General features: G+C 64.0%; 26 protein-coding genes. 20 read left to right on the forward strand and 6 right to left on the reverse strand.

Going from position 1 to position 21,031, the window contains the following annotated elements; translation table 11 throughout:
• Nucleotides 1-12 precede the first annotated feature (12 nt).
• Nucleotides 13-1,017, forward strand: a complete 1,005-nt coding sequence (locus tag ACFQJC_RS15895) for a DUF5784 family protein (RefSeq protein WP_390225187.1) — start codon at nucleotides 13-15, stop codon at nucleotides 1,015-1,017.
• Between the two features lie 41 nt (nucleotides 1,018-1,058).
• Here the strand turns inward: ACFQJC_RS15895 and ACFQJC_RS15900 are convergent, their stop codons facing one another.
• A complete protein-coding gene (locus tag ACFQJC_RS15900) occupies nucleotides 1,059-1,343 on the reverse strand; it encodes a DUF5789 family protein (RefSeq protein ID WP_390225189.1) in 285 nt (94 codons plus the stop codon).
• Nucleotides 1,344-1,468: 125 nt separating this feature from the next.
• Between ACFQJC_RS15900 and ACFQJC_RS15905 the strand changes: the two genes are divergently transcribed.
• The gene (locus ACFQJC_RS15905; protein WP_390225191.1) at nucleotides 1,469-2,263 is read left to right on the forward strand and encodes a PHP domain-containing protein; all 795 of its coding nucleotides are present in this window, start codon (nucleotides 1,469-1,471) and stop codon (nucleotides 2,261-2,263) included.
• An 86-nt stretch (nucleotides 2,264-2,349) separates the two neighbouring features.
• The gene (locus ACFQJC_RS15910; RefSeq protein ID WP_390225193.1) at nucleotides 2,350-2,511 is read left to right on the forward strand and encodes a DUF6757 family protein; all 162 of its coding nucleotides are present in this window, start codon (nucleotides 2,350-2,352) and stop codon (nucleotides 2,509-2,511) included.
• A gap of 35 nt (nucleotides 2,512-2,546) precedes the next feature.
• Here the strand turns inward: ACFQJC_RS15910 and ACFQJC_RS15915 are convergent, their stop codons facing one another.
• Nucleotides 2,547-3,056, reverse strand: coding sequence for a DedA family protein (locus tag ACFQJC_RS15915; RefSeq protein ID WP_390225195.1), 510 nt, complete (start codon nucleotides 3,054-3,056; stop codon nucleotides 2,547-2,549).
• Nucleotides 3,057-3,146: 90 nt separating this feature from the next.
• Here ACFQJC_RS15915 and hemB point away from each other — a divergent pair, with 90 nt between their 5' ends.
• From hemB to hemL, 7 genes are all read left to right on the forward strand, one after another.
• Nucleotides 3,147-4,127: a porphobilinogen synthase gene (gene hemB, locus ACFQJC_RS15920; RefSeq protein ID WP_390225650.1), complete on the forward strand. Its 981-nt coding sequence runs from the start codon at nucleotides 3,147-3,149 to the stop codon at nucleotides 4,125-4,127.
• 358 nt (nucleotides 4,128-4,485) lie between these two features.
• The gene (locus ACFQJC_RS15925) at nucleotides 4,486-5,892 is read left to right on the forward strand and encodes an ammonium transporter (RefSeq protein ID WP_390225197.1); all 1,407 of its coding nucleotides are present in this window, start codon (nucleotides 4,486-4,488) and stop codon (nucleotides 5,890-5,892) included.
• Nucleotides 5,889-6,248, forward strand: coding sequence for a P-II family nitrogen regulator (locus ACFQJC_RS15930; RefSeq protein WP_390225199.1), 360 nt, complete (start codon nucleotides 5,889-5,891; stop codon nucleotides 6,246-6,248). The genes ACFQJC_RS15925 and ACFQJC_RS15930 overlap by 4 nt, the downstream gene beginning before the upstream one ends.
• Nucleotides 6,249-6,608: 360 nt before the next feature.
• A complete protein-coding gene (locus ACFQJC_RS15935; RefSeq protein WP_390225201.1) occupies nucleotides 6,609-8,066 on the forward strand; it encodes an ammonium transporter in 1,458 nt (485 codons plus the stop codon).
• Nucleotides 8,067-8,069: 3 nt separating this feature from the next.
• Nucleotides 8,070-8,435 carry a P-II family nitrogen regulator gene (locus ACFQJC_RS15940; RefSeq protein WP_390225204.1) on the forward strand — a complete coding sequence of 122 codons (366 nt, stop codon included), beginning with the start codon at nucleotides 8,070-8,072 and terminating at the stop codon, nucleotides 8,433-8,435.
• 161 nt (nucleotides 8,436-8,596) lie between these two features.
• Nucleotides 8,597-9,268, forward strand: a complete 672-nt coding sequence (locus ACFQJC_RS15945; protein WP_390225206.1) for a CPBP family glutamic-type intramembrane protease — start codon at nucleotides 8,597-8,599, stop codon at nucleotides 9,266-9,268.
• Between the two features lie 32 nt (nucleotides 9,269-9,300).
• The gene (gene hemL / locus ACFQJC_RS15950; protein ID WP_390225208.1) at nucleotides 9,301-10,572 is read left to right on the forward strand and encodes a glutamate-1-semialdehyde 2,1-aminomutase; all 1,272 of its coding nucleotides are present in this window, start codon (nucleotides 9,301-9,303) and stop codon (nucleotides 10,570-10,572) included.
• On the opposite strand, the gene ACFQJC_RS15955 is transcribed toward hemL, so the two are convergent.
• Nucleotides 10,567-10,758, reverse strand: coding sequence for a hypothetical protein (locus ACFQJC_RS15955; RefSeq protein WP_390225210.1), 192 nt, complete (start codon nucleotides 10,756-10,758; stop codon nucleotides 10,567-10,569). The two genes, hemL and ACFQJC_RS15955, sit on opposite strands and share 6 nt — an antisense overlap.
• Nucleotides 10,759-10,835: 77 nt before the next feature.
• On the reverse strand, nucleotides 10,836-11,225 hold the full coding sequence (locus ACFQJC_RS15960; protein ID WP_390225212.1) for a hypothetical protein: 390 nt from the start codon (nucleotides 11,223-11,225) through the stop codon (nucleotides 10,836-10,838).
• 97 nt (nucleotides 11,226-11,322) lie between these two features.
• Between ACFQJC_RS15960 and hemC the strand changes: the two genes are divergently transcribed.
• From hemC to ACFQJC_RS15990, 6 genes are all read left to right on the forward strand, one after another.
• Nucleotides 11,323-12,417, forward strand: a complete 1,095-nt coding sequence (hemC, locus tag ACFQJC_RS15965; protein ID WP_390225213.1) for a hydroxymethylbilane synthase — start codon at nucleotides 11,323-11,325, stop codon at nucleotides 12,415-12,417.
• Nucleotide 12,418: 1 nt separating this feature from the next.
• On the forward strand, nucleotides 12,419-13,255 hold the full coding sequence (gene cobA, locus ACFQJC_RS15970) for a uroporphyrinogen-III C-methyltransferase (RefSeq protein ID WP_390225215.1): 837 nt from the start codon (nucleotides 12,419-12,421) through the stop codon (nucleotides 13,253-13,255).
• Nucleotides 13,252-13,995, forward strand: coding sequence for a uroporphyrinogen-III synthase (locus ACFQJC_RS15975; RefSeq protein ID WP_390225217.1), 744 nt, complete (start codon nucleotides 13,252-13,254; stop codon nucleotides 13,993-13,995). Before cobA ends, ACFQJC_RS15975 begins: the two co-directional genes overlap by 4 nt.
• The gene (locus tag ACFQJC_RS15980) at nucleotides 13,992-15,203 is read left to right on the forward strand and encodes an MFS transporter (protein WP_390225219.1); all 1,212 of its coding nucleotides are present in this window, start codon (nucleotides 13,992-13,994) and stop codon (nucleotides 15,201-15,203) included. The genes ACFQJC_RS15975 and ACFQJC_RS15980 overlap by 4 nt, the downstream gene beginning before the upstream one ends.
• Before the next feature lie 78 nt (nucleotides 15,204-15,281).
• The gene (locus ACFQJC_RS15985) at nucleotides 15,282-16,013 is read left to right on the forward strand and encodes an enoyl-CoA hydratase/isomerase family protein (protein WP_390225221.1); all 732 of its coding nucleotides are present in this window, start codon (nucleotides 15,282-15,284) and stop codon (nucleotides 16,011-16,013) included.
• A gap of 237 nt (nucleotides 16,014-16,250) precedes the next feature.
• On the forward strand, nucleotides 16,251-17,669 hold the full coding sequence (locus ACFQJC_RS15990) for a DHHA1 domain-containing protein (protein WP_390225223.1): 1,419 nt from the start codon (nucleotides 16,251-16,253) through the stop codon (nucleotides 17,667-17,669).
• On the opposite strand, the gene ppk2 is transcribed toward ACFQJC_RS15990, so the two are convergent.
• The gene (ppk2, locus tag ACFQJC_RS15995) at nucleotides 17,666-18,496 is read right to left on the reverse strand and encodes a polyphosphate kinase 2 (protein ID WP_390225225.1); all 831 of its coding nucleotides are present in this window, start codon (nucleotides 18,494-18,496) and stop codon (nucleotides 17,666-17,668) included. The two genes, ACFQJC_RS15990 and ppk2, sit on opposite strands and share 4 nt — an antisense overlap.
• Nucleotides 18,497-18,593: 97 nt before the next feature.
• Nucleotides 18,594-18,926 (reverse strand): winged helix-turn-helix transcriptional regulator, encoded by a 333-nt coding sequence (locus ACFQJC_RS16000; protein ID WP_390225227.1) that lies wholly within the window; start codon nucleotides 18,924-18,926, stop codon nucleotides 18,594-18,596.
• A gap of 129 nt (nucleotides 18,927-19,055) precedes the next feature.
• On the opposite strand from ACFQJC_RS16000, the gene ACFQJC_RS16005 reads away from it, so the two are divergent.
• The 4 genes from ACFQJC_RS16005 (at nucleotide 19,056) to ACFQJC_RS16020 (ending at nucleotide 21,010) form a co-directional block, all read left to right on the forward strand.
• Entirely contained in the window at nucleotides 19,056-19,694 is a 639-nt protein-coding gene (locus tag ACFQJC_RS16005; protein WP_390225228.1) for an NAD(P)-dependent oxidoreductase, read from the forward strand.
• A 198-nt stretch (nucleotides 19,695-19,892) separates the two neighbouring features.
• Entirely contained in the window at nucleotides 19,893-20,108 is a 216-nt protein-coding gene (locus tag ACFQJC_RS16010; RefSeq protein ID WP_390225230.1) for a DUF7557 family protein, read from the forward strand.
• A gap of 168 nt (nucleotides 20,109-20,276) precedes the next feature.
• Nucleotides 20,277-20,594 carry a DUF5783 family protein gene (locus tag ACFQJC_RS16015; RefSeq protein ID WP_390225232.1) on the forward strand — a complete coding sequence of 106 codons (318 nt, stop codon included), beginning with the start codon at nucleotides 20,277-20,279 and terminating at the stop codon, nucleotides 20,592-20,594.
• A gap of 44 nt (nucleotides 20,595-20,638) precedes the next feature.
• Complete coding sequence (locus ACFQJC_RS16020) at nucleotides 20,639-21,010, forward strand: NifU family protein (protein ID WP_390225234.1); 372 nt, start codon at nucleotides 20,639-20,641, stop codon at nucleotides 21,008-21,010.
• Nucleotides 21,011-21,031: the final 21 nt, after the last annotated feature.

Genomic DNA, 21,031 nt, shown 5'->3' on the forward strand with positions numbered 1-21,031 from the left:
GCTAGAAGGAGTGTGGCACGCCCGCTTCGATTTCGATATGCGCCCGGGACGTGGAACGACTCGCGGATTCGACGTGAGATATTCCAGCCCCTCGATTCTAATCTCGGTGCCGAGATGAACGCGCCGGTGAACAGTCCGCCCGATGGCTACGAGGCAGTCCGCTTCGACATGGACAATGGAGATATAGCACTCTTCACGTGGACCGACGACCACGCCTATTGGCTCGGCAACACGGAGACGCCGAGTTCGCTCTGGCGAACCGAGAAAGAAGGATTCGACGAAGCCCCCTTCGAACTCTCTCGATGGGCACAACGCGAGTTGATTAGTGAACTGTTCGAGGAGTCACCGTGGCTCGAACCGTATCCCTATCTCTCGTGGTTCTTCCTCCCCGTGTTCCTCTCGAAGGACGGCCGCGAGACGACACGAGAGTTCTTCTACGACTACGACGCGGGATTCCCGGATACGACGCGCGAAGAAGCCATGGAGTTCTACGATTCGTTCCTCTCGACGGGCGTCCTCGACCAGTACCGAGAGGTGATGGCCGGCAAACTCGGTACCTCGGAGTACTTCGACCAGGTGCGCATGGCGGCGGCGATGGGCGAGTTCGACGTGGCGTACCTCCTCACCGAAGCGGGCTACGACATCGAACCGGAAATCGAAGTCACGACCGGCCACTCCATCGACTTCCGGGCGGAAGGCACGCAAGTCGGTGGCTCGCTCATCGAAGTGACGCGCCCGCTCCCGCCGAACCAGCGGTCTGTCGGGAATCCAATCGCCGCGATACGTGACACCGCGGAGACGAAAACCGGCGGCACGGGGCAACTCGCCGAACACGGCGGCGGCGTGACGCTCTTCGTCGATTGTTCGTCGTTCCCCGACGACGACTGGGCGTCGATTATGGCCGAGCAACCGGACGTTCGCCACCGGCCCGCCGTGGTGTTTCGACTCCGCCCCGACGGACACGTCGAAGGCTACAGCAAAGGCTCGGTTCCAGTCGAGTTGTCGTGGCTAAAATAGAAGGACCGTGAGCAGAGTACCGGGCGTAACCGCCCGCGTGATTAGAACGAGACCTGTTGCGGTCCGTTCTCGCCGAAAGACGTCGGGTCGCGGTCGCTGTAGTAGCGCCGGCCGATTGCCTCGTGACCAACGCCGGTGTAGAGGGAATCGAGCACGTCCTGCGGGCAGGTGTAGGTTTCGTCACCGAGCCGAGAGAGAATCGCTGCGACCGTCTCGTCTCCGTTTTGGAGTTCGATTACTTCTTCCCCGTACTGGGTAACGAAGTCGGTAGAGCTGGTCGGGTATTCGTGGCGCGCGATGACGTCGCCAAGTTCGTTCAAGCGCATTACAGCCACACATGGTCGGCACCTATCCTTAATGATTGTCCATGAGGATGATTAGTCCCATTGTAATCCTTAATGGTCCTTAATCGTTCGGAAGGCTTGTACTTCTCAGGAGCGCATCTGTCGGTATGAGCCACGAGCGCCCCGCTGCGGACCTCCATCTACATACGACCGCGTCGGACGGCCAGCTCACTATCGAGCAACTGCCCGCCGCGGCCCGCGCGGGCGGCGTCGAAGTGGTCGCAGTCACCGACCACGACCGGTATCACCCGGAACTCGACGCGCCGGTAGTCGAGCGCGACGGCGTGACCATCATCCACGGCATCGAACTCCGCGTCGATGCGGGCGACAGACAGGTGGACCTCCTCGGCTACGGCGTCGAACCGACGCCCGCGCTGACGGACGAAATCACTCGACTCCAGCGGAACCGTGTCGAGCGCGCCCGCGAAATCGTCGAGCGCGTCGAAGACGAGACGGGCGTCGCCATCGACATCGACATCCAACACGGCGTCGGCCGCCCGCACATCGCCCGCGCCATCGACGCGAGCGACGCACCTTACGACTATCAGGGCGCGTTCGACGAACTCATCGGCGGCGGCAACCCGTGTTACGTCGCGCGCGAACTCCCGACGTTCGAGGACGGCGTGGCCGCGCTCGAATCGGCCTGTGACGTGGTCAGCCTCGCCCACCCGTTCCGGTACCGCGACCCGCGAGGGGCACTCGAACTCTGTGCCGAACTCGATGGGGTCGAACGCTACTACCCGTACAGCTTCCCGGTCGAGACGGACCTCCTCGATTCGGCAATCGAACGGTACGACCTGTTGGCGACCGGCGGGAGCGACTGCCACGATACGACACTCGGCAGAGCGGGGCCACCGCGGGACGAATTCAGTAGAATTAGTGACAGAATATCCGCCTTCTAGCGGCCTTCTAGTGTGGTTATACAGGTTATAACTGCGGTAAGCACCCAGTACGTAGGCTTAAATCCTATCAGCTCTGATAGAGCGGTATGCAGTGTCACTACTGCGAACGTCAGGCGGCGTACGCCGCCGAGAAGGACCACATTAAAGTCGGTCTCTGTGAACGCCATTTCCGCAAACGCGTCGAGGAACTCGCCGAGTCTGACCAACTCGCGGCGCTCAAAGAGAAACTGGATATTAACCGAACATAGTGGACACCTATCGGTAGCATTCTCAACGCTTCCTTTTACAGCACTCTCCCGCCGAAGAGATAGAGCGCCGCGAGCGCGCTCTCGAAGATGAGCGTCCCGACCGCCGAGAGGACGACGAACTCTCGCGGCGACATCTCGGAGAGCCCCGCCGGGACGGTGAGCATCCCGCGCGTAAACAACATGGCGTTGCTCGCGGGGACGACGATGGGTCCCCAGCGGTCGAACCAGCCGTCGAATCGGTCGAGGGTCGATTCGCTCACCCGGAACCAGCGGCGAGTGAGGAGGTAGTCTCGCCCGCCACGCTTGGCGACGGTGAACAACACGAGCTGTCCGATCGTCGCTCCGAGGACGGCGACGGCGAGAATCGGAATCAGATACTCGGGACCGATGAGGACGAGGGCACCGGGGACGAGGAGTTCACTCGGAACGACGTAAAGCAGCATCGCTCCTTCGAGAATAAACACGACCAAGAGGATTGCGAACGCGAACTCCGAGGCGAGGAGTTGGCGTAGCATCTCCGGGAATTCGGGGACAACGCTACTCATCACCCATTCTAGCCACACGAGGGATTTGGTTATGGTGTGCATGACAAAGAGAGCGACGAGATTTTGCTCCTCGCACTCGAAGCGGGTCGCATGGACCTCACCGACCGCCCGCGGCGGCTTCGAACCGACGGGATTCGACCGCTCGTGTCGGAGACATCGCTCGATTCGACGGACCTCGTGTCGCCGATTTTCGTGGACGCGACGACGGACGAACGCGTCCCCATCGAGTCCATGCCGGGCCACGAGCGCGTCCCCCTCGACGAGGCAGTCGCTCGCGTGCGCGAGGTACGCGAGACGGGCGTCGAAGCCGTCATCGTCTTCGGGATTCCCGAATCCAAGGACGCAGAAGGGTCGCGTGCGTACGCGAGTGACGGCATCGTACAGGAGGCAGTGCGCCGAATTACGGCCGAGACCGACGCCTACGTCATCACCGACGTGTGCTTGTGTGAGTACACCGACCACGGGCACTGCGGGGTGTTAGAAACGCACGCCGAAGACGACCCCACACTCACCGTCCAGAACGACCCGACGCTCGAACTCCTCGCAGAGACGGCAGTCTCCCACGCCGAGGCCGGCGCGGACATGATTGCCCCCTCGTCGATGACCGACGGGATGGTCGGCGCGATTCGTGAGGCGCTGGACGAATCCGGCTATTCGGACGTCCCAATCATGTCCTACGCCGCGAAGTACGAGAGCCACTTTTACGGGCCGTTCCGCGACGCCGCCGACGGCGCACCCGCCTTCGGCAACCGCCGACACTACCAGATGGACCCGGCGAACGCCCGCGAGGCGATGCGGGAAGTCGCCCTCGACGTGGAACAGGGTGCCGACGTCCTGATGGTCAAACCCGGCCTGCCGTACCTCGACATCATCCACGCAATCCGCGAGACGTACGACCATCCGGTCGCCGCCTACAACGTCTCCGGCGAGTACGCGATGCTCCACGCCGCCGCCGAGAAGGGCTGGTTGGACCTCGAGGCGACCGCTTACGAGTCGCTCGTGTCGCTGAAGCGGGCGGGCGCTGACCTGATTATCACCTACTTCGCCGAGGATATCGCCGAACGACTGTAAGCAGGACGGGCACAGCAGTACCGATTTCCGCCGCGGCGTCAGCTCGGTGAAAATCGCGGCGTGACACCGCTTCGCGCACCCCTCGAATCGGGTGCGTGGGCAATATTTTCCTGAACGTTCGTCCAGAGATTCTCGGATTCGTACCCGGATAGTGGACAATATACGACCTTATATGCGTAATATTCTACAGCATTTTGTTAAAACGTCAGATTACACCCTCCAAAAATTGTCTTTTTTAACGTACAACTTTATGTATGCCCTCCCCATGAAGCCGAACCGTGATGAAGCACCACATTCCACACGGATACGGAAGAAAAGTACTCGATTGTTCACTTGCTGTGAACTGGGGTGAAACCAAGTGATTTCGCTCCAGGTCGATCCCAGCGTCATCGCCAGCGGGGTCAACTACGTCTGGATTCTCGTCGTGTCGTTCCTCATCTTCTTCATGCAGCCGGGCTTCGCGCTGCTCGAAGCAGGGCAGGTCCGCGCGAAGAACGTCGGGAACGTCCTGATGAAGAACATGACCGACTGGGCACTGGGCGTGCTCGTCTACTTCATCGTCGGTGCGGGCGTGGCGACGATTATCGGTGGACTCACCTCGCCGGGTGGGTTCAGCGCGGCCGCCGCGTTCTCGTACATCGGCGATTCCGGTTCGTGGATCGACTGGCTCTTCGGCGCGGTGTTCGCCATGACCGCCGCGACCATCGTCTCCGGCGCAGTCGCCGAGCGCATGGACTTCCGCGCGTACGTGGTGTTCGCAGCCGTCATGACGGGTATCATCTACCCAGTCGTACAGGGCCTGACGTGGTCCGGCGGCCTGCTCGCCGGGAGCGGATACCTCGGAGCAATCCTCGGCGTCGGCTACCTCGACTTCGCCGGTGCGACCGTCGTCCACATGTGCGGTGGCATCGCCGGTCTGGTCGCCGCGAAGATGGTCGGCCCGCGCAAGGGTCGCTTCGACGCGGACGGTAACAGCAACCCCATCCCGGGGCACTCGATGCTGCTCGCCGTCCTCGGCACGCTCATCCTCGCCTTCGGCTGGTACGGCTTCAACGTCGGTACGCAAGCGACGGTCCTCGCCGTCACCGAGAGCGGCGGACTCGAATTCATGGGTGCCGCACTCGGCCGCGTCGCCCTCGTGACCACCCTCGGCATGGGCGCAGGCGCAGTCGCCGCGGTCATCGTCTCGACGCAGTACCAGGGCAAACCCGACCCACTCTGGATGGCGAACGGTCTGCTCGCCGGTCTCGTCGCGGTCACGGGCGCAGTCCCCCACGTCACGTGGTGGGGCGGTCTCATCCTCGGCGCACTCGGCGGCGCAATCGTCCTGCCCGCGTTCCGCTTTACGGTCGATACGCTCAAAATCGACGACGTGTGTGGCGTCTTCGCCGTCCACGGTGTCGCAGGTGCAGTCGGCACGGCGCTCATCCCCGTCTTCGCAGTGGCAGGGTTCTCCGCCACGCAACTGGTGATGCAAGTCGCTGGCGTGCTCGTCATCGCGCTCTGGACCATCGCGGCGTCCGCCATCGTCCTGTTCGCAACCAGTACCGTCCTCAGCCTCCGCGTCTCGGAAGAAGAGGAACTCGAAGGTCTCGACATCGGCGAACACGGCGTCTCGGTCTACCCCGAGTTCATCGGCGACTCCTCACCCGACCGCGCACTGGGAACCCCCACGGCGACGGACGGTGGCAGCGAGGTTCGCACCGACGGTGGTGTCGAAGCCGAGCACACCGCAGACTCGTTCGAGGGAGGTGACTCGAAATGAGCGAAGAAACCGACGGCATCAAACTCGTCATGGCGGTCATCCGCCCCGATAAGCTCGCAGACGTCAAACGAGCGCTCGCGGAAGCGGGTGCTCCCTCGCTGACGGTGACGAACGTCTCCGGCCGCGGCTCTCAGCCCGCAAAGAAGGGCCAGTGGCGCGGCGAGGAGTACACCGTTGACCTCCACCAGAAGGTCAAAATCGAGTGTGTCGTAGCCGACACACCTGCCGAAGACGTGGTGGATGCCATCGTCGAAGCCGCCCACACGGGTGAGAAAGGCGACGGCAAGGTGTTCGTCATCCCCGTCGAATCGGCCGTCCAAGTCCGGACTGGAAAGGAGGGGAAACCAGCGGTCTGAGAGCGCTCTCACCCTTGGTACCGGTCAGTCTTTCCTGCGCGTGAGCGGGTGACCCCCGCTTGCCTCATTCCGGTTCTCCGACATCTTGTCAGAGAACCAACACTACATACGTCAAATAGTTTGGCAACATTTGTCTACTTGTCGCCGAATATATGACCTTATATTACTCATACTTGATTGTAAATCGTACATTTGTCGAGATAGAGCCATCCTTTTAGACAAATGTCAACGCAAATGGTTATGTACTCAGATGTGGTTAGAATCTTCCATGATTCGTGGGACGAACATCCACGAATTGAGCACCACTATGTACAAACGTCAACTCTCGCCCCTCGTTGAACCGACAGTAGGAGGAATCGAATGGTAGTTCCCTTGCAAGCAGACCTGGCCACCATCGTCGAAGGTGTGAACCTCGTCTGGGTCCTCACCGTCACGTTCCTCATCTTCTTCATGCACGCCGGTTTCGCCATGCTCGAAGCCGGGCAGGTCCGCGCGAAGAACGTCTCGAACCAACTCACGAAGAACCTCCTGACGTGGAGTATCGGAGTGATCGTCTTCTTCCTGCTCGGTGCCGCCGTCTCGACGATTATCGCGGCCGTCACCGGCGGACCATCCGCAACGATTACTGACGCCTTCATGAGCCTCTACGCACCCGACGCCGCGGCGACGACAGCGTGGGTCGATTGGCTCTTCGGCGCGGTGTTCGCCATGACCGCCGCGACCATCGTCTCCGGTGCAGTGGCCGGCCGCGCACGCCTCGGTGCCTACCTGACGTACACCGTCCTCATCGCGGGTATCATCTACCCCGTCGTGGTCGGCTTCACGTGGGCCGGCGGGTTCCTCGGAAACCTCGGCTTCCACGACTTCGCGGGCGGCATGATCGTCCACGGCATGGGCGGCATCGCCGGTCTCACCGCCGCGTGGGTCATCGGCCCGCGCATGGACCGCTTCAAACCCGACGGCACCGCGAACGTCATCCCCGGTCACTCCATCACGTTCGCCGTCCTCGGCACGCTCATCCTCGCCTTCGGCTGGTACGGCTTCAACGTCGGTACCGCCGCGGCACCACTCGCCTACTCCGAGGCCGACGGCCTGACGCTCGGTTCGTTCGCCTACGTTGGCCGCGTCGCCCTCGTGACCACCCTCGGCATGGCCGCCGGGGCACTCGGTGCCGGTGGCGTCGCCTACCTCAAGACCGACAAAGTCGATACGCTCTACGTCGCCAACGGCATCCTCGCCGGTCTCGTCGGCATCACCGCTATCGCCGACGACATCGTCTGGCCCGGCGCGATTATCGTCGGCGCGCTCGCCGGCGCACAACTCCCCATCGTCTTCGAGTTCATCGAAAAGCGCCTCCGCATCGACGACGTGTGTGCGGTCTTCCCCGTCCACGGCTCGGCAGGCATCCTCGGTGCCCTGCTCTACCCGGTCTTTGCGATGCCCGTCTGGCACGGTGGCGCGTCGGTCGTCTCGCTCGCCATCCCCCAGTTCGTCGGCGTCGGCGTCATCGCCATCTGGACGTTCGCCGCGACCGCGCTCGTCTTCGGTGCCTTCCGCGCGGTGGGTCTGGCCCGCGTCTCGGCCGACCACGAACGCCAGGGACTCGACACGGCCGAACACGGCGTCGATACCTACCCCGAGTTCGGTGGACCGGACGCTGATACCGGCATCCGCGCCGACGGCGGTTTCACCGCAGGTGAAAGCACGTTGGGTGCGTCATCCGACGACGGTTTCACCGCAGGTGAAAGCACGTCGGATGCATCGTCCGACAATGGACACGTGGCAGATGGATTCATGTCTACTCGGAAGGAGGACTAAGTCATGAGCGACCTCGCAAACGACGGCGGCATCAAACTCGTCATGGCCATCATCCGACCGGACAAACTCAAAGACGTGAAATCCGCGCTCGCCGAAGTCGGCGCGCCCTCGCTGACGGTGACGAACGTCTCCGGCCGCGGGTCGCAACCGGCGACCAAGAGCCAATGGCGCGGCGAAGAGTACACCGTTGACCTCCACCAGAAGGTCAAAATCGAGTGTATCGTCGCCGAGATTCCCGCCGAAGACGTCGCAGACGCCATCGCCGACGCCGCCCACACGGGCGAGAAAGGCGACGGGAAAGTGTTCGTCCTGCCCGTCGAAGAGGCGTACCAGGTCCGGACGGGGAAAACCGGCCGCGACGCGGTCTAAGTCGCCGTTCCTGACCGATTCGAGACTCGACAGCGCCTCGATGCGCACAGCCCGCACGCGAAACGGTTTTTCTCTTTCGACCAGAGCCATGAGACGATGAGCGGTGACTCGCCCTGATTGACCTCACGCTCGCCGTCGGTCTCGCGCTCGCGCTCGTCGGCATGCCGGCGGTGAGCCTCCTCACCGACCGCCTCGACATCGACCGACTCGGTATCGACCGCGACGACTTCCGGACCGACCTCCTCGTGAGCGACGCGAGCAAGTGGGCGGTGTTCCTTCTCCTCTGTGGATTCGTCGTGTTCGTCGAGGGTCGCCCGCTCTCTTCGATTTCTGGGCGGTCGCTCGACCCACTCTCCTTTGTCGCCGCAGTCGGCGGCGGCGTGTTCGTCCTCTTCGCCGCGAGCGCCGCCGCGACGCCGTTGCTCGAACGCGTCGGCGTCGGCGGCGTGAGCGACGAGATGACGCGCTTCGGGTCGCTCTCGGTTCCGCATCGCCTCGGTGTCGCCGCGACCGCGGGCATCACCGAAGAGGCGCTGTTTCACGGCTACGCCATCGAGCGCCTGTTGGAATCGACCGGCAGTCCCGTGATTGCGGCGGGCGTCTCGTTCGTCGCGTTCACCCTCGGCCACGTCGTCGGCTGGGACCGCGACTCGGTCGTTCGAATCGCCGTCCCCGCGCTCGTGACGACGCTGCTCTACCTCCTCATCCGCGACGTGGTGGCGCTGATGGCGATTCACGCGGTGAACGACGCCGTCGGCCTGCTCTTGGTCGGCTCCATGAGCGACGAGTCGGCGGGCCAAGAGTCGGAGACAGCACAGGAACCAACCCAGTAAGGTCTTTCCCGTGCGCGAGCGAATCGCCGCGCATGAGACACGACGAGTCCCGCCGGTTGTACGACCGGGCACTCTCCGTACTTGCTGGCGGCGTGAACTCCTCGGTCAGGGCAACCCAGCCGTATCCGTTCTTCGTCGAGCGCGGCGACGGCGCGCACGTCATCGACGCCGACGGCAACCGCTATATCGACTACGTGATGGGCTACGGACCGCTGCTCTACGGACACGACGCACCGGAACCGGTGCAAGCGGCGGTTCAAAAGCACTCCGCAGCCGGGCCGATGTACGGCGCGCCGACGGAGATAGAAGTCGAACACGCCGAGTTCGTCGCTCGGCACGTCCCCTCGGTGGAGATGATTCGCTTCGTCAACTCGGGGACCGAAGCCACCGTCTCGGCCGTGCGCCTCGCTCGGGCCACCACCGGCCGCGACAAAATCGTCATCATGCAGGGCGGCTACCACGGCGCACAGGAATCGACGCTCGTCAAGGGCGAACCCGGAAACGTCCACCCGAGCACGCGCGGTATCCCCGACTCTTTCGCCGAGCACACGATTCCCGTACCCTTCAACGACGAAGAGACCGTCCGCGAGGTCTTTGAACAGCACGGCGACGACATCGCCGCGGTCATGACCGAGCCAATCTTGGCGAACACGGGCATCGTCGCCCCCGTCGATGGCTACCTCCAGACGCTCCGCGACATCACCGAAGAACACGGGTCGCTCCTCATATTCGACGAGGTCATCACTGGCTTCCGCGTCGGTGGTCTTCAGTGCGCCCAAGGGAAGTTCGGCGTCACGCCCGATATCACCACCTTCGGGAAGATTATCGGCGGCGGCTTTCCCGTCGGCGCAATCGGTGGCAAAGCCCAACTCGTCGAGCAGTTCACCCCCGGCGGCGACGTGTTCCAGTCGGGCACCTTCTCGGGCCACCCCGTGACGATGGCCGCCGGCCACGAGTACCTGAACTTCGCCGCCGAGAACGACGTTTATGACCACGTTAATCGCCTCGGCGACGACCTCCGCGCCGGCATCTCGGATATCCTCGAAGACCAGGCACCCGAGTACACCGTCGTCGGCACGGACTCGATGTTCAAGACCATGTTCACGCGCGACGGGGTGACCCCGAAGAACGGCGCGGACGTATCGAAGGCCGAGACCGACCGCTGGGAGCGCGTCTTCTGGCAGGAGATGAAAGACCACGGCGTCTTCTTGACTGCCAACCAGTTCGAGTCGCAGTTCGTCTCCTACGCCCACACGGACGAGGATATCGAGCGGACGCTCGAAGCCTACAAAGAGGCGCTATAGAGGAGCGCTGTCGCTGACTGTCTGCTTGAGGTAGAAGTACCACAGCGGGCTAAACAGGCCTGCGGCGACGATTCCAGCGATAAACGGCGTCGCGCCCGTCGGGTCCGGACTGAGGACGAACGCCGGGGGAAACGCCACGACGAGGGCGAGGACGAACGAGACGAGAACGTGATGGGTGGAGGGCATCGTCCGCGCAGACGTCTGTCAGTCGAAAGTAGTTTGCGACCTGCTGTTCCACAGCAGGAGAACGTCGTGACGGCCACTCACTCGACCCGCAAGCGTGCTTCTGCGGCCTTCCAGAGCGGCGGGTAGGCGAGGGCCAGTCCGAGACCGACGCTGACGCCCCAGACGGCGAGGATTCCGAGAGGGTCACCTCGGAGGTCGAAGAAGATGAAGAGCGTCGTTGCGAGGACCGACATCGTGAGACCGACGATCCAGACGCGGACGACGAGGCGGAGTCGAAGCGGGCGAAGCCACAGCAACAGCGCGCCCACCGCGCCCGCGACGACGTACTGGAGTCGAACCGGCGGGTGGTAGCCGAGCGCGGGAAGCAACAAATCGAGCGGCGCGAAGATGGGGAGCAAGCCGAAGAAGAACAGGGCGATGACGACGAAGTCGCCGACCTGCCGGACGGCAGATTCGAGAGAGACCATAGTACGACAGGTGCCCCGTCCCGTATGCGTCTTTCTCTCGCGGCGCTCTCGGGGACGAACTGGAGGGCTTTTCAACGCGGACGCCAGAGAACTTCGTATGACCGAACGGACGCTTCGATTGGCGACGCGAGGGTCGGTGCTCGCGCGCCGACAGGCCGCGAGTGTGAAGGAGGCGCTCGAAGGCCGCCGACTCGACGTGGAACTCGTCGAAGTCGAGACAGAGGGAGACCGGATTCAAGACGAACTCATCCACCGACTGGGCAAGATTGGCGCGTTCGTCCACGCGCTCGACGAACACGTCTCAGACGGAGAGGTCGATGCGGCGGTCCACTCGATGAAGGACATGCCGACCGAGAAACACAACGACCTCGTCGTCGCGGGCGTCCCCGAGCGCGCGAACGCCGGTGACGTGCTCGTGACGCGCGACGGCAGCACCATCGACGACCTGCCCGAGGGCGCAGTCGTCGGGACGGGCTCGCTCCGCCGGCAAGCCCAGATTCTGAACTACCGCGACGACCTCGTGGTCGAACCCATCCGCGGCAACGTCGATACGCGCGTCGAGAAACTGCTCGCAACGCACCTCCAGCGCGAGCACGAAGCGCGCGTCGAGAACGACAAGGACCGCGCGGGCAAGAAGGGGAAAGTCGAGCACGAAGACGAGTTCGACCAGACCGCCGACGAGTGGTTCGACGGCCTGAGCGAACTCGAACGACAGGCCATGAGCCGAAAGGTCGAGACCGAGTACGACGCCATCGTCCTCGCCGAAGCGGGACTCGAACGAAGCGGTCTCGCCGAGAAGGTCGAGTACGAGCGCCTGAACCGCTCGCAGTTCGTCCCCGCGCCCGGACAGGGTGCGATTGCCGTGACGGCCGCCGATTCCGAGGTCATCGACCTCGTCAACGAGAAACTCGACCACCCGCGGACGCGCGTCGAGACCACCGTCGAGCGGACGGTTCTCGAAGAACTCGGTGCCGGGTGTATCGCCCCCATCGGCGTCCACGCGCTCTTGCAGGGCGAACACGTCCACGTCGAGGTGCAGGTGCTCGCCACCGACGGGTCGGAGGCCATCAAGACGACCCGCGACCTCTCGGTCCAGCGCCACGCGACCGAGGCCCGGGACTTCGCACAGAACCTCCGAGACCGCGGCGCGGGCCAACTCATCGAGGCCGCCCGCGACGAGACGGAGGAGTGAGATGTCGGAGAACGACGAACTCGGCGTCGTCCATCTGGTCGGGAGCGGTCCCGGCGACCCGGAACTCCTCACGCTGAAAGCCGCCCGGCTCATCGACGAGGCCGACGTGGTGCTCCACGACAAACTCCCCGGCCCGGAGATTCTCGGCATGATTCCCGAGGAGCGCCGCGAGGACGTGGGCAAGCGCGCCGGCGGCGAGTGGACGCCGCAGGAGTACACCAACGCGCGACTGGTCGAACTCGCCCGCGAGGGCAAGACCGTCGTCCGACTGAAGGGCGGCGACCCGTTCGTCTTCGGCCGCGGTGGCGAAGAGATGGAACACCTCGCCGAGAACGGCATCCCGTTCGACGTGGTGCCCGGCATCACCTCGGCAGTCGGCGGTCCCGGCGCGGCCGGAATTCCGGTCACACACCGCGATTACGTCTCGTCGGTCTCCTTCGTCACCGGCCACGAAGACCCGACGAAAGACGAGTCGGCGGTGAACTGGGACGCGCTCGCCGCGACCGGCGGGACGCTCGTCGTCCTCATGGGCGTCGGCAAACTCCCGCTCTACACGGCCGAACTCCGCGAGGCCGGCATGGACGCCGAGACGCCCGTCGCGCTCATCGAACGCGCCACGTGGCCCGACATGCGCGTCGCCACGGGCACGCTCGAAACCATCGTTGACGTGCGCGACGAGGCCGATATCGAACCGCCCGCCATCACCATCGTCGGCGAGGTCGCGGCCACCCGTGACCGCGTGAAGGCGTTCCTCCGCGACGGCGGCGTGGATGCGCTCGCAGGGACTGCCGAAGGCGACGAAACAAAGTCCGCGCGGGCCGAGGACGGAGACGAATGAGTCACGAGGTTCGCGTCGCCGTCTTCCGCCCGGACGACGACCGACTGGCGAACGCGGTCGAACTGCTCGACTCGCTCGGCGCGACGCCCGTTCCGGACCCGATGCTCGCGGTCGAACCGACGGGTGCGACCCCCGAAGACGGCGCGTACGTCGTCCTCACGAGCAAGACCGGCGTCGAACTGCTCGACGAGGCCGGATGGTCTCCCGGCGAGTCGATTCTCTGTTGTATCGGTTCGGCGACCGCAGACGCCGCCCGCGGCGTTGGCTGGGACGTAGACCGCGTCCCCGAGGAGTACTCTTCGACCGGACTGGTCGAATGCTTGGCCGACGAAGTCGCGGGCGCGACAGTCGAAGTCGCCCGGAGCGACCACGGCAGTCAGGTCCTCTTGGACGGCCTGCGCGAGGCGGGCGCGGACGTACACGAGACCGTTCTCTACCGACTTGTTCGACCCGAAGGCTCCGGCAAGTCGGCCGAGTTCGCCGCCGGTGGCGACCTCGAAGCCGCGCTGTTCACCTCGTCGTTGACGGTCGAACACTTCCTCGACGCGGCAGCGGAGCGCGGTATCCGCGACGAGGCAATCGCCGGCCTGAACGACGCAGTGGTCGGGACGATTGGCGAACCGACGCGCGAGACCGCCGAGTCGCACGGCATCGAAGTCGATGTCGTCCCTCAGTCGGCCGACTTCGACGAACTCGCCTGTACCGTCGTCGAGACAGCGGCCCCGACCTACCACGAGTGACAGAACACGCCCGTTCCGACACGGCGACCGCGACCTCCGAATCGAAGGAGACGGGGTCGTGGCGCGCCGTCGGGACGGTCGCCGGCTGGCAGACCGCCGCGAGCCTCTGTTACTACACGATTTTCGCCGCGACGGGGTTCTTTCGAGACGCGTTCTCGCTCTCGGAATCGCTCGTCGGCGTCGTCCTGACCGCCGGGCTGTTGGGCTATACGGTCTCGCTCTTTCCGAGCGGCGCGGCCGTCGATAGCTTCGGCGAGAAGCGCGTGATGATTCTGGGACTCGTCGCGCTCGCCGTCGCCCTCGTCGGCGTCTCGTTCGCGCCGAGTTACGCCCTCCTTCTCGGCTCCGTCGCACTCCTCGGCGCGGCGTACTCCTCGGCGATGCCCGCTTCGAACCGCGGTATCGTCGGCGCGGCACCCGCCGGGCGGACGAACCTCGCCATGGGGTTGAAACAGGTCGGCGTGACCGCCGGGAGCGGCGCATCCTCGCTCGTCGTCACCGGCATCGCCGCATTCGCGGCGTGGCAGGTCGGCTTCTGGGTGATTGCCGTCGTCGCCGGCGGCTACGCCGTCGTCTTCGCCGCGCGATACCGGGGCAGGCCCGGCACCGGCGAGTTCGAGTGGCCGGAAGTGTCGGGACTGCGCGACAACGGCGCGTACATCGCGCTCGTCGCGGCCGGATTCTTCATCGGCGCGTCCATCTTCTCGATGCTCGGCTACACCGTCCTCTACGTCCAAGACGTGGTGCAGGCGAGCGCCACTGTCGCGGGCGTCGTGCTCGCGCTGACGCAGGTGACGGGGAGTATCGGCCGCATCGGTGCCGGAAGCCTCGCAGACCGGCTGGGTGGCGCGAACGGCGCGGCGACGGTCGCACTGGGACAACTCGCCGTCGCCGTCGGTCTCTTCGCGCTCCTCGTGGGTTCCGGTGGCGGTCTCGCGCTGACGGTTCTGGTGTTCGTCGCGCTCGGCCTCACCATCCACGGTTCGACGGGCGTGTTCTACTCCTGTCTGAGCAGTGTCGTCGCCGACGACGATATCGGCGCGGCCACCGCCGGCGGCCAGACGGCGATCAACACCGGCGGCTTGGTCGCCCCGCCCGCGTTCGGGATTCTCGTCGAATCGGTCGGCTACGACGCTGGCTGGCTCCTCGTCACGGGACTCGCGGCGGCCGGCGCACTGTTGTTGTTCGCGGTGCGACGGCGGACCTGAACTAGCAGAGAGGACGAGAACCGTCGCTGTCGAGGGACGACCCCCAGACTATTCTCACTCGTCCGCGCACTGTGAGTCATGTTACGATACGACACGCGCGGCGACGCCAGTTGGCTCACGCTGGACCGACCCGAGAAGAGGAACGCCCTCCACCTCGACGGGTGGCGACAACTCCGCGACGGGCTCGACCGGGCGACAGACGAGTCTCGGGTCGCCGTCCTCACCGGCGTCGAAGACGTGTTCTGCGCCGGCGACGACATCGGACTCATCGAGCGAGCGGAGACTGCCGACGACGTCGAAACACTGACCGACTGCCTCTACGACGTGTTGTTCGGCATCGAGTCACTGGAGGTTCCCGTCGTCGCCGCCGTCAACGGGCTCGCCTACGGCGGCGGGTGTGAACTCGTCGCCGCGTGCGACCTCGCCGTCGCCGTCGAGGACGCCACGTTCGCGCTCCCCGAGACAACCATCGGCGCGTACCCACCCTACGCGGTCGAGCGCGTGGCCGAGACCGTTGGCAAGAAACGTCTCATGGAACTCGCGTTGACTGGCGACCCAATCGACGCGGACCGGGCGGCCGCGTGGGGACTCGTGAACCGCGTCGTCGCGGACGACGAACTGGAGGAGACGGTCGGGGAGTTCGTCGAGTCCATCGCAACGTCGCCGCGGCGGGGGACTCGCTTGGCGAAGCAACAAGCAGCAGTCAGCGCGGCTACGCCGGGCACGCGCGAACGGATTCGCGGCGCGTTTCAGGAGGTTCGGGCCGACGACGAGTGCCGAGCGGCGACGCGGCGGTTCTTCGAGCGCTGACTGAGTCGAAAGAACACGCTCATCCACACCTCTCTTCGACGGCCGAACCTTTTTGTACCGAGACGGGACCATCTCGCCGCATCATGTCACACGACGGTCGAACAGCCCACGACGGTCGAACAGCCCACGACAGTCGAACAGCCCACGACGACCAAGCAGTACACGTCGGTGACCGAGGGCACGAACCGCGCGAAAACAGCCAGTGTTTATCTCGGTGACGACGTGAGTATCCAACAGATGGACGGACCCGTTCCCGAACTCGCCGACCACGCCGAGGCGTGCGCGAATCGCCTCCGCGAGGCCGACAGCGTACTGCTCGCCTCGCACATCGACGCCGACGGCCTGACGAGCGCCGCCGTCGCTTCGAGCGCGCTCGAACGCGCCGAGATTCCGTTCGAGACGGTGTTCTGCCGCCAACTCGATGCCGACGCCGTGGCCGAGATTGCGGCGACCGACTACGAGACCGTTCTGTTCACGGACTTCGGGAGCGGCCAACTCGACATCATCGCCGAACACGAGGCCGCGGGCGATTTTACCCCAGTTATCGCCGACCACCACAAACCGGCCGAGGGCGTCGAGACCGAACACCACCTGAACCCCCTCAGATTCGGTCTCAACGGCGCGACCGAGTTGTCGGGTGCGGGCGCGAGTTACGTCCTCGCGCGGGCGCTCGAACCGGAAGATGGCGACAACCGCGACCTCGCCGCACTCGCCGTCGTCGGCGCGGTCGGCGACATGCAGGACTCCGACGGCGGGTTACACGGTGCCAACGCGGGCATCGTCGCCGAAGGCGTGGAGGCCGGCGTCGTCGAAGAGGGGACCGACCTCCTCATCTACGGCCGGCAGACGCGGGCGCTCCCGAAACTCCTCCAGTACGCGACGGACGTTCGGATTCCCGGCATCTCGAACAACGAAGCGGGCGCAATCGAGTTTCTGACCGAACTCGACATCGACTGCCGCGACGACGAGGGCGAGTGGAAACGCTGGGTGGACCTCACGAACGAGGAGCGACAGGGACTCGCCAGCGCGCTCATGCGCCGGGCCATCGCCAGCGGCGTCCCCGCCGCTCGAATCGACGACCTCGTCGGGACGACGTACGTGCTCACCCGCGAAGACGAAGGAACCGAACTCCGCGACGTGAGCGAGTTTTCGACACTGCTCAACGCGACTGCCCGCTACGACCGCGCGGACGTCGGTCTCGCGGTCTGTCTCGGCGACCGTGACCGCGCACTCGACCGCGCTCGCAGACTCCTCAAGAACCACCGGATGAACCTCTCGAACGGGTTGCAATGGGTGAAAGAACACGGCGTGAAGGTCGAAGACAACCTCCAGTGGTTCGACGCGGGCGACGAGATACGAGAGACCATCGTCGGCATCGTCGCGGGGATGGCCGTCGGCACGAACGCGACGCGAAACGGCATGCCCGTGCTCGCGTTCGCCGAGAACGAGGACGGCGACGTGAAGGTCTCTTCCCGCGGGTCCTACGTGATGGTCAGAAACGGTCTCGACCTCTCGGCAGTCATGCGAGCGGCCTCGCGCGCGGTCGGCGGCGACGGCGGCGGCCACGACGTCGCCGCGGGCGCGACGATTCCGAAGGGCACGGTCGAAGCGTTCATCGCCGAAGCCGACCGAATCGTCGGCGAGCAGTTAGCCTAGGTATCGACGGGATTCGACCCGAACCGTGCGGGAACCCAGTGTTGCGAGTCGATTGGCGGGCGTTCGTACGCCGAGTCGTTCTCGCGCGGTGGCAACTCGATTGGTCCGGGCGTCAGGTCGCCGTAGTCGATTTGATTTAGCAAGTGCGAGATGCAGTTGAGTCGTGCGTGTCGTTTCACGTCGGCGTGGACGACGTTCCACGGCGCTTCCTCGATGTCCGTGTGTTCGAACATCGTGTCTTTGGCCTCGGAGTACTCGTCCCACCGAGCGCGCGCTTCGAGGTCCATCGGACTGAGTTTCCAGCGTCGCTTCGGGTCCTTGTTCCGCTTCTGGAAGCGTCGCTCCTGTTCTTCGTCGCTGATGGAGAACCAGTACTTGATGAGGACGATACCGGAGCGAACCAGCATACGCTCGAACTCTGGGCAGGTCCGCAGGAACTCTTCGTACTCCTCGTCCGTACAGAATCCCATCACGCGCTCGACGCCGGCGCGGTTGTACCAACTCCGGTCGAACAGCACCATCTCGCCCTCGGTGGGGAGGTGTTCGACGTAGCGCTGGAAGTACCACTGGCCCTGTTCGCGCTCTGTCGGTTTGCCGAGTGCGACGACGCGGACGACCCGCGGGTTGAGTCGGCGGGTGATGCGCTTGATGACGCCACCTTTCCCGGCGGCGTCGCGGCCTTCGAAGACGACGCAGACGCGAAGTCCCTCCTCTTTAATCCAGTACTGGAGTTTGACCAGTTCTTCTTGCAGGTCTGCCAGTTCGTTCTTGTAGCGTTTCTTCTTCAGGACGCCTTTCTTGTTGTACTGACCATCCGAACTCGTCATGCGCTATACACGTGCTGTGTGAACAAATACCAAGCGTGCGGAGAGGAGAGAAACCGATCGGCATCTGGTAGCCACGCGCGAACGGCGGCGGAGGCGTTCAGTCGTCGCCCATCCACTTCTCGCCCCACACCAACAGTTCGTCGAACACCGAGAGCAACTCGTCGCCTTGCTGTGTCAGCGAGTAGTAGACCGCGACTGGACTGTCTTCTTCGACGCGCCGGTGGACGTAGCCTTTCTCTTCGAGGTCACCGAGGACGCGAGAAAGCGTCTGTGAGTTCGCACCCGTCGCTCGCTTCAGTTCGTTGAACCGGAGGTCGCCCTCCCGGAGGACGTGGATGACGATGAGTCGCCACCGCGACCCAATCTGTTCGAGCGTCTTGATGACAGGGCAACTGCCGTACTTCTCTTCGAGATTTTCAGACGATGACATCGGTGTGACTTGGTCACTCAGACGTTCGCTGAGCTATTTAGTGGTCACGTCCGAGTACCAGGTATGATGGTGTGACCACGTTCGGTGGCTCACACACCACCGAATCGGACGGCACCCATCACTCACACAATGGACGTACTACTACTCGGAGCGAGCGGACGAATCGGCCAGCGAATCACGACCGAACTCTTGGACCGCGGGCACAGCGTGGCGGGCGTCTCCCGAAGCGGCGACTTCGAGGGTCATCCCGGGGACGACTTCGTCGCCGTCGCGGGCGATGCGACGAACTCCGGCGATATCGCACGCCTCGCGGCGGACCACGACGCAGTCGCGTCTGCACTCGGTCCGAGTGGAGACGAATCAGCGGACGTGCTCCCGAAGATGCTCGACGCCGTCGTCGAGGGAATGCGCCGTGCATCAGTCGAACGCCTCGTCTGGACCGGCGGGGCGGGCATCCTGAACGTCGGCCCGAACACGCGCCTCATCGACTCCGACGACTTCCCGGAGGAGTGGAAACCCGTCGCCAGCGCGGCTATCGACGCGTACGAACGCCTCGAAGACGCGGACGACCTGCGGTGGACGTATCTCGCCCCTGCCGCGCTCATCGAACCCGGCGAGCGCACTGGCGACTACCGAACCGCAGTCGGCGAACTCGTGGCGGACGACGACGGCGAGAGCTACATCTCGATGGAAGACTTCGCAGTCGCGTTCGTGGACGAACTGGAATCCAGCGAGGGAGTTCACGAAAAGCTCGGCGTCGGGTACTGAATACGTTCCTCCATCGCGCTCGTTCACTCGGAGTTCTCCATTCTGTATAGCAACATTCGATTTATTCACTGTCGGCTGAGTTCTGTGCGTGGCTAAAATTCCGACGAATGCGGTCTCAAATCACCCACATCCCGCGAAATCCTCTTATTCCATGCTGGTGTATCACACGGTACTGGCCACACGGTCAGGGGGATGACGATGGCAACTGCGAGATCAAACAAATACGACTACCCAGTCGGCTACGAGCCGATGATAGAGACGGAGACACTCGAACTCGACCGGCGAACCGTGAGGCGACTCGATTCGCTGCTCGAACCGGGCGAGACGTACGAAGAACTCATCAACGAACTCGTGTCGATTCACGTCGCAAGCGAACTCAACTCTGTTCGCACCGACAGCCCACTCATCGAGTGAGCACACACTCCCACTTTTCGGCCATCTCACAGCCTGTAGCGGCAGAGCTCGATTGTCATCTCGATTCGAGACATAAATTGAATACTGCGATATAGAAATGGACCTGTACGGCCACGACCCCACCGGCCAATCGTCCGATTTTTTGCTGGCACCGGGAAATCACTCTGTATGGCCGATTTCGACCCGGAGAAGTTCGAGGACAAGTACGTCCACTACTTCCCGCAACTCCAGCGTTCGTACAAGAACGCGTTCAACACGATGAACGACGAGTTCGACTCGACGCTCATCCACGGTATCGACCAGCAGATTCTGAACGAGTCCGAACCGTTCTACGAGGACGGCGACTTCTACGTCGAACTGCCCGAGAACCCGCACGAGCGTTTGACCGCGGTCGCCATCGACGACGACGAGTTGGACGAGGTGCTCGACCGCTACGTCGAAGAGATCGTCGGTCAACTGCGTCGGACGTTCGGCGTGGAAGCCTGACATCGAACCAAAGGCCTAAGCCCACTCGACCCAAATTCGCGCCCATGAGCACGGAGACGCAGGACGGCGAAGACGACCTCAAAGAGCGTGTCGTAAACTTCCTCCGCCGCAACTTCCCGCAGATTCAGATGCACGGTGGCAGTGCCGCCATCCGCGACCTCGACCGCGAGAGCGGCGAAGTCACCATCCTCCTCGGTGGCGCCTGTTCCGGGTGTGGCATCTCGCCGATGACCATCCAGGCAATCAAGACCCGCATGGTCAAGGAGATTCCCGAAATCAACGAAGTCCACGCCGAGACCGGCATGGGCGGCGGCGACATGGGTGGCGCGAGCCGCGGCGGCGACGTGAGCCCGTCGTTCCCCGGTGAGACGAGTTCGGGCGGCGAGAGCGACGAAGGCCCACAGGCCCCGTTCTAAGGGACGCCGTGAGGGTCGATT

Origin of the sequence: Haloferax namakaokahaiae, from assembly GCF_042663225.1 — an archaeon.
In the GTDB taxonomy this organism is placed as follows: domain Archaea; phylum Halobacteriota; class Halobacteria; order Halobacteriales; family Haloferacaceae; genus Haloferax; species Haloferax namakaokahaiae.

Bases quoted from the DNA above. Each gene is read 5' to 3' on its own strand.
- ACFQJC_RS15900 (WP_390225189.1), bottom strand. From the start codon at position 1,343: ATGCGCTTGAACGAACTTGGCGACGTCATCGCGCGCCACGAATACCCG.
- ACFQJC_RS15940 (WP_390225204.1), top strand. From the start codon at position 8,070: ATGAGCGACCTCGCAAACGACGGCGGCATCAAACTCGTCATGGCCATC.
- ACFQJC_RS16010 (WP_390225230.1), top strand. From the start codon at position 19,893: ATGGCAACTGCGAGATCAAACAAATACGACTACCCAGTCGGCTACGAG.
- ACFQJC_RS15905 (WP_390225191.1), top strand. From the start codon at position 1,469: ATGAGCCACGAGCGCCCCGCTGCGGACCTCCATCTACATACGACCGCG.
- ACFQJC_RS15930 (WP_390225199.1), top strand. From the start codon at position 5,889: ATGAGCGAAGAAACCGACGGCATCAAACTCGTCATGGCGGTCATCCGC.
- ACFQJC_RS16015 (WP_390225232.1), top strand. From the start codon at position 20,277: ATGGCCGATTTCGACCCGGAGAAGTTCGAGGACAAGTACGTCCACTAC.
- ACFQJC_RS15975 (WP_390225217.1), top strand. From the start codon at position 13,252: ATGAGTCACGAGGTTCGCGTCGCCGTCTTCCGCCCGGACGACGACCGA.
- cobA (WP_390225215.1), top strand. From the start codon at position 12,419: ATGTCGGAGAACGACGAACTCGGCGTCGTCCATCTGGTCGGGAGCGGT.
- hemC (WP_390225213.1), top strand. From the start codon at position 11,323: ATGACCGAACGGACGCTTCGATTGGCGACGCGAGGGTCGGTGCTCGCG.
- ppk2 (WP_390225225.1), bottom strand. From the start codon at position 18,496: ATGACGAGTTCGGATGGTCAGTACAACAAGAAAGGCGTCCTGAAGAAG.
- ACFQJC_RS15990 (WP_390225223.1), top strand. From the start codon at position 16,251: ATGGACGGACCCGTTCCCGAACTCGCCGACCACGCCGAGGCGTGCGCG.
- ACFQJC_RS16000 (WP_390225227.1), bottom strand. From the start codon at position 18,926: ATGTCATCGTCTGAAAATCTCGAAGAGAAGTACGGCAGTTGCCCTGTC.
- ACFQJC_RS15960 (WP_390225212.1), bottom strand. From the start codon at position 11,225: ATGGTCTCTCTCGAATCTGCCGTCCGGCAGGTCGGCGACTTCGTCGTC.
- ACFQJC_RS16020 (WP_390225234.1), top strand. From the start codon at position 20,639: ATGAGCACGGAGACGCAGGACGGCGAAGACGACCTCAAAGAGCGTGTC.
- ACFQJC_RS15915 (WP_390225195.1), bottom strand. From the start codon at position 3,056: ATGAGTAGCGTTGTCCCCGAATTCCCGGAGATGCTACGCCAACTCCTC.
- ACFQJC_RS15945 (WP_390225206.1), top strand. From the start codon at position 8,597: ATGCCGGCGGTGAGCCTCCTCACCGACCGCCTCGACATCGACCGACTC.
- ACFQJC_RS15985 (WP_390225221.1), top strand. From the start codon at position 15,282: ATGTTACGATACGACACGCGCGGCGACGCCAGTTGGCTCACGCTGGAC.
- hemL (WP_390225208.1), top strand. From the start codon at position 9,301: ATGAGACACGACGAGTCCCGCCGGTTGTACGACCGGGCACTCTCCGTA.
- ACFQJC_RS15910 (WP_390225193.1), top strand. From the start codon at position 2,350: ATGCAGTGTCACTACTGCGAACGTCAGGCGGCGTACGCCGCCGAGAAG.
- ACFQJC_RS15955 (WP_390225210.1), bottom strand. From the start codon at position 10,758: ATGCCCTCCACCCATCACGTTCTCGTCTCGTTCGTCCTCGCCCTCGTC.
- ACFQJC_RS15935 (WP_390225201.1), top strand. From the start codon at position 6,609: ATGGTAGTTCCCTTGCAAGCAGACCTGGCCACCATCGTCGAAGGTGTG.
- ACFQJC_RS16005 (WP_390225228.1), top strand. From the start codon at position 19,056: ATGGACGTACTACTACTCGGAGCGAGCGGACGAATCGGCCAGCGAATC.
- hemB (WP_390225650.1), top strand. From the start codon at position 3,147: ATGGACCTCACCGACCGCCCGCGGCGGCTTCGAACCGACGGGATTCGA.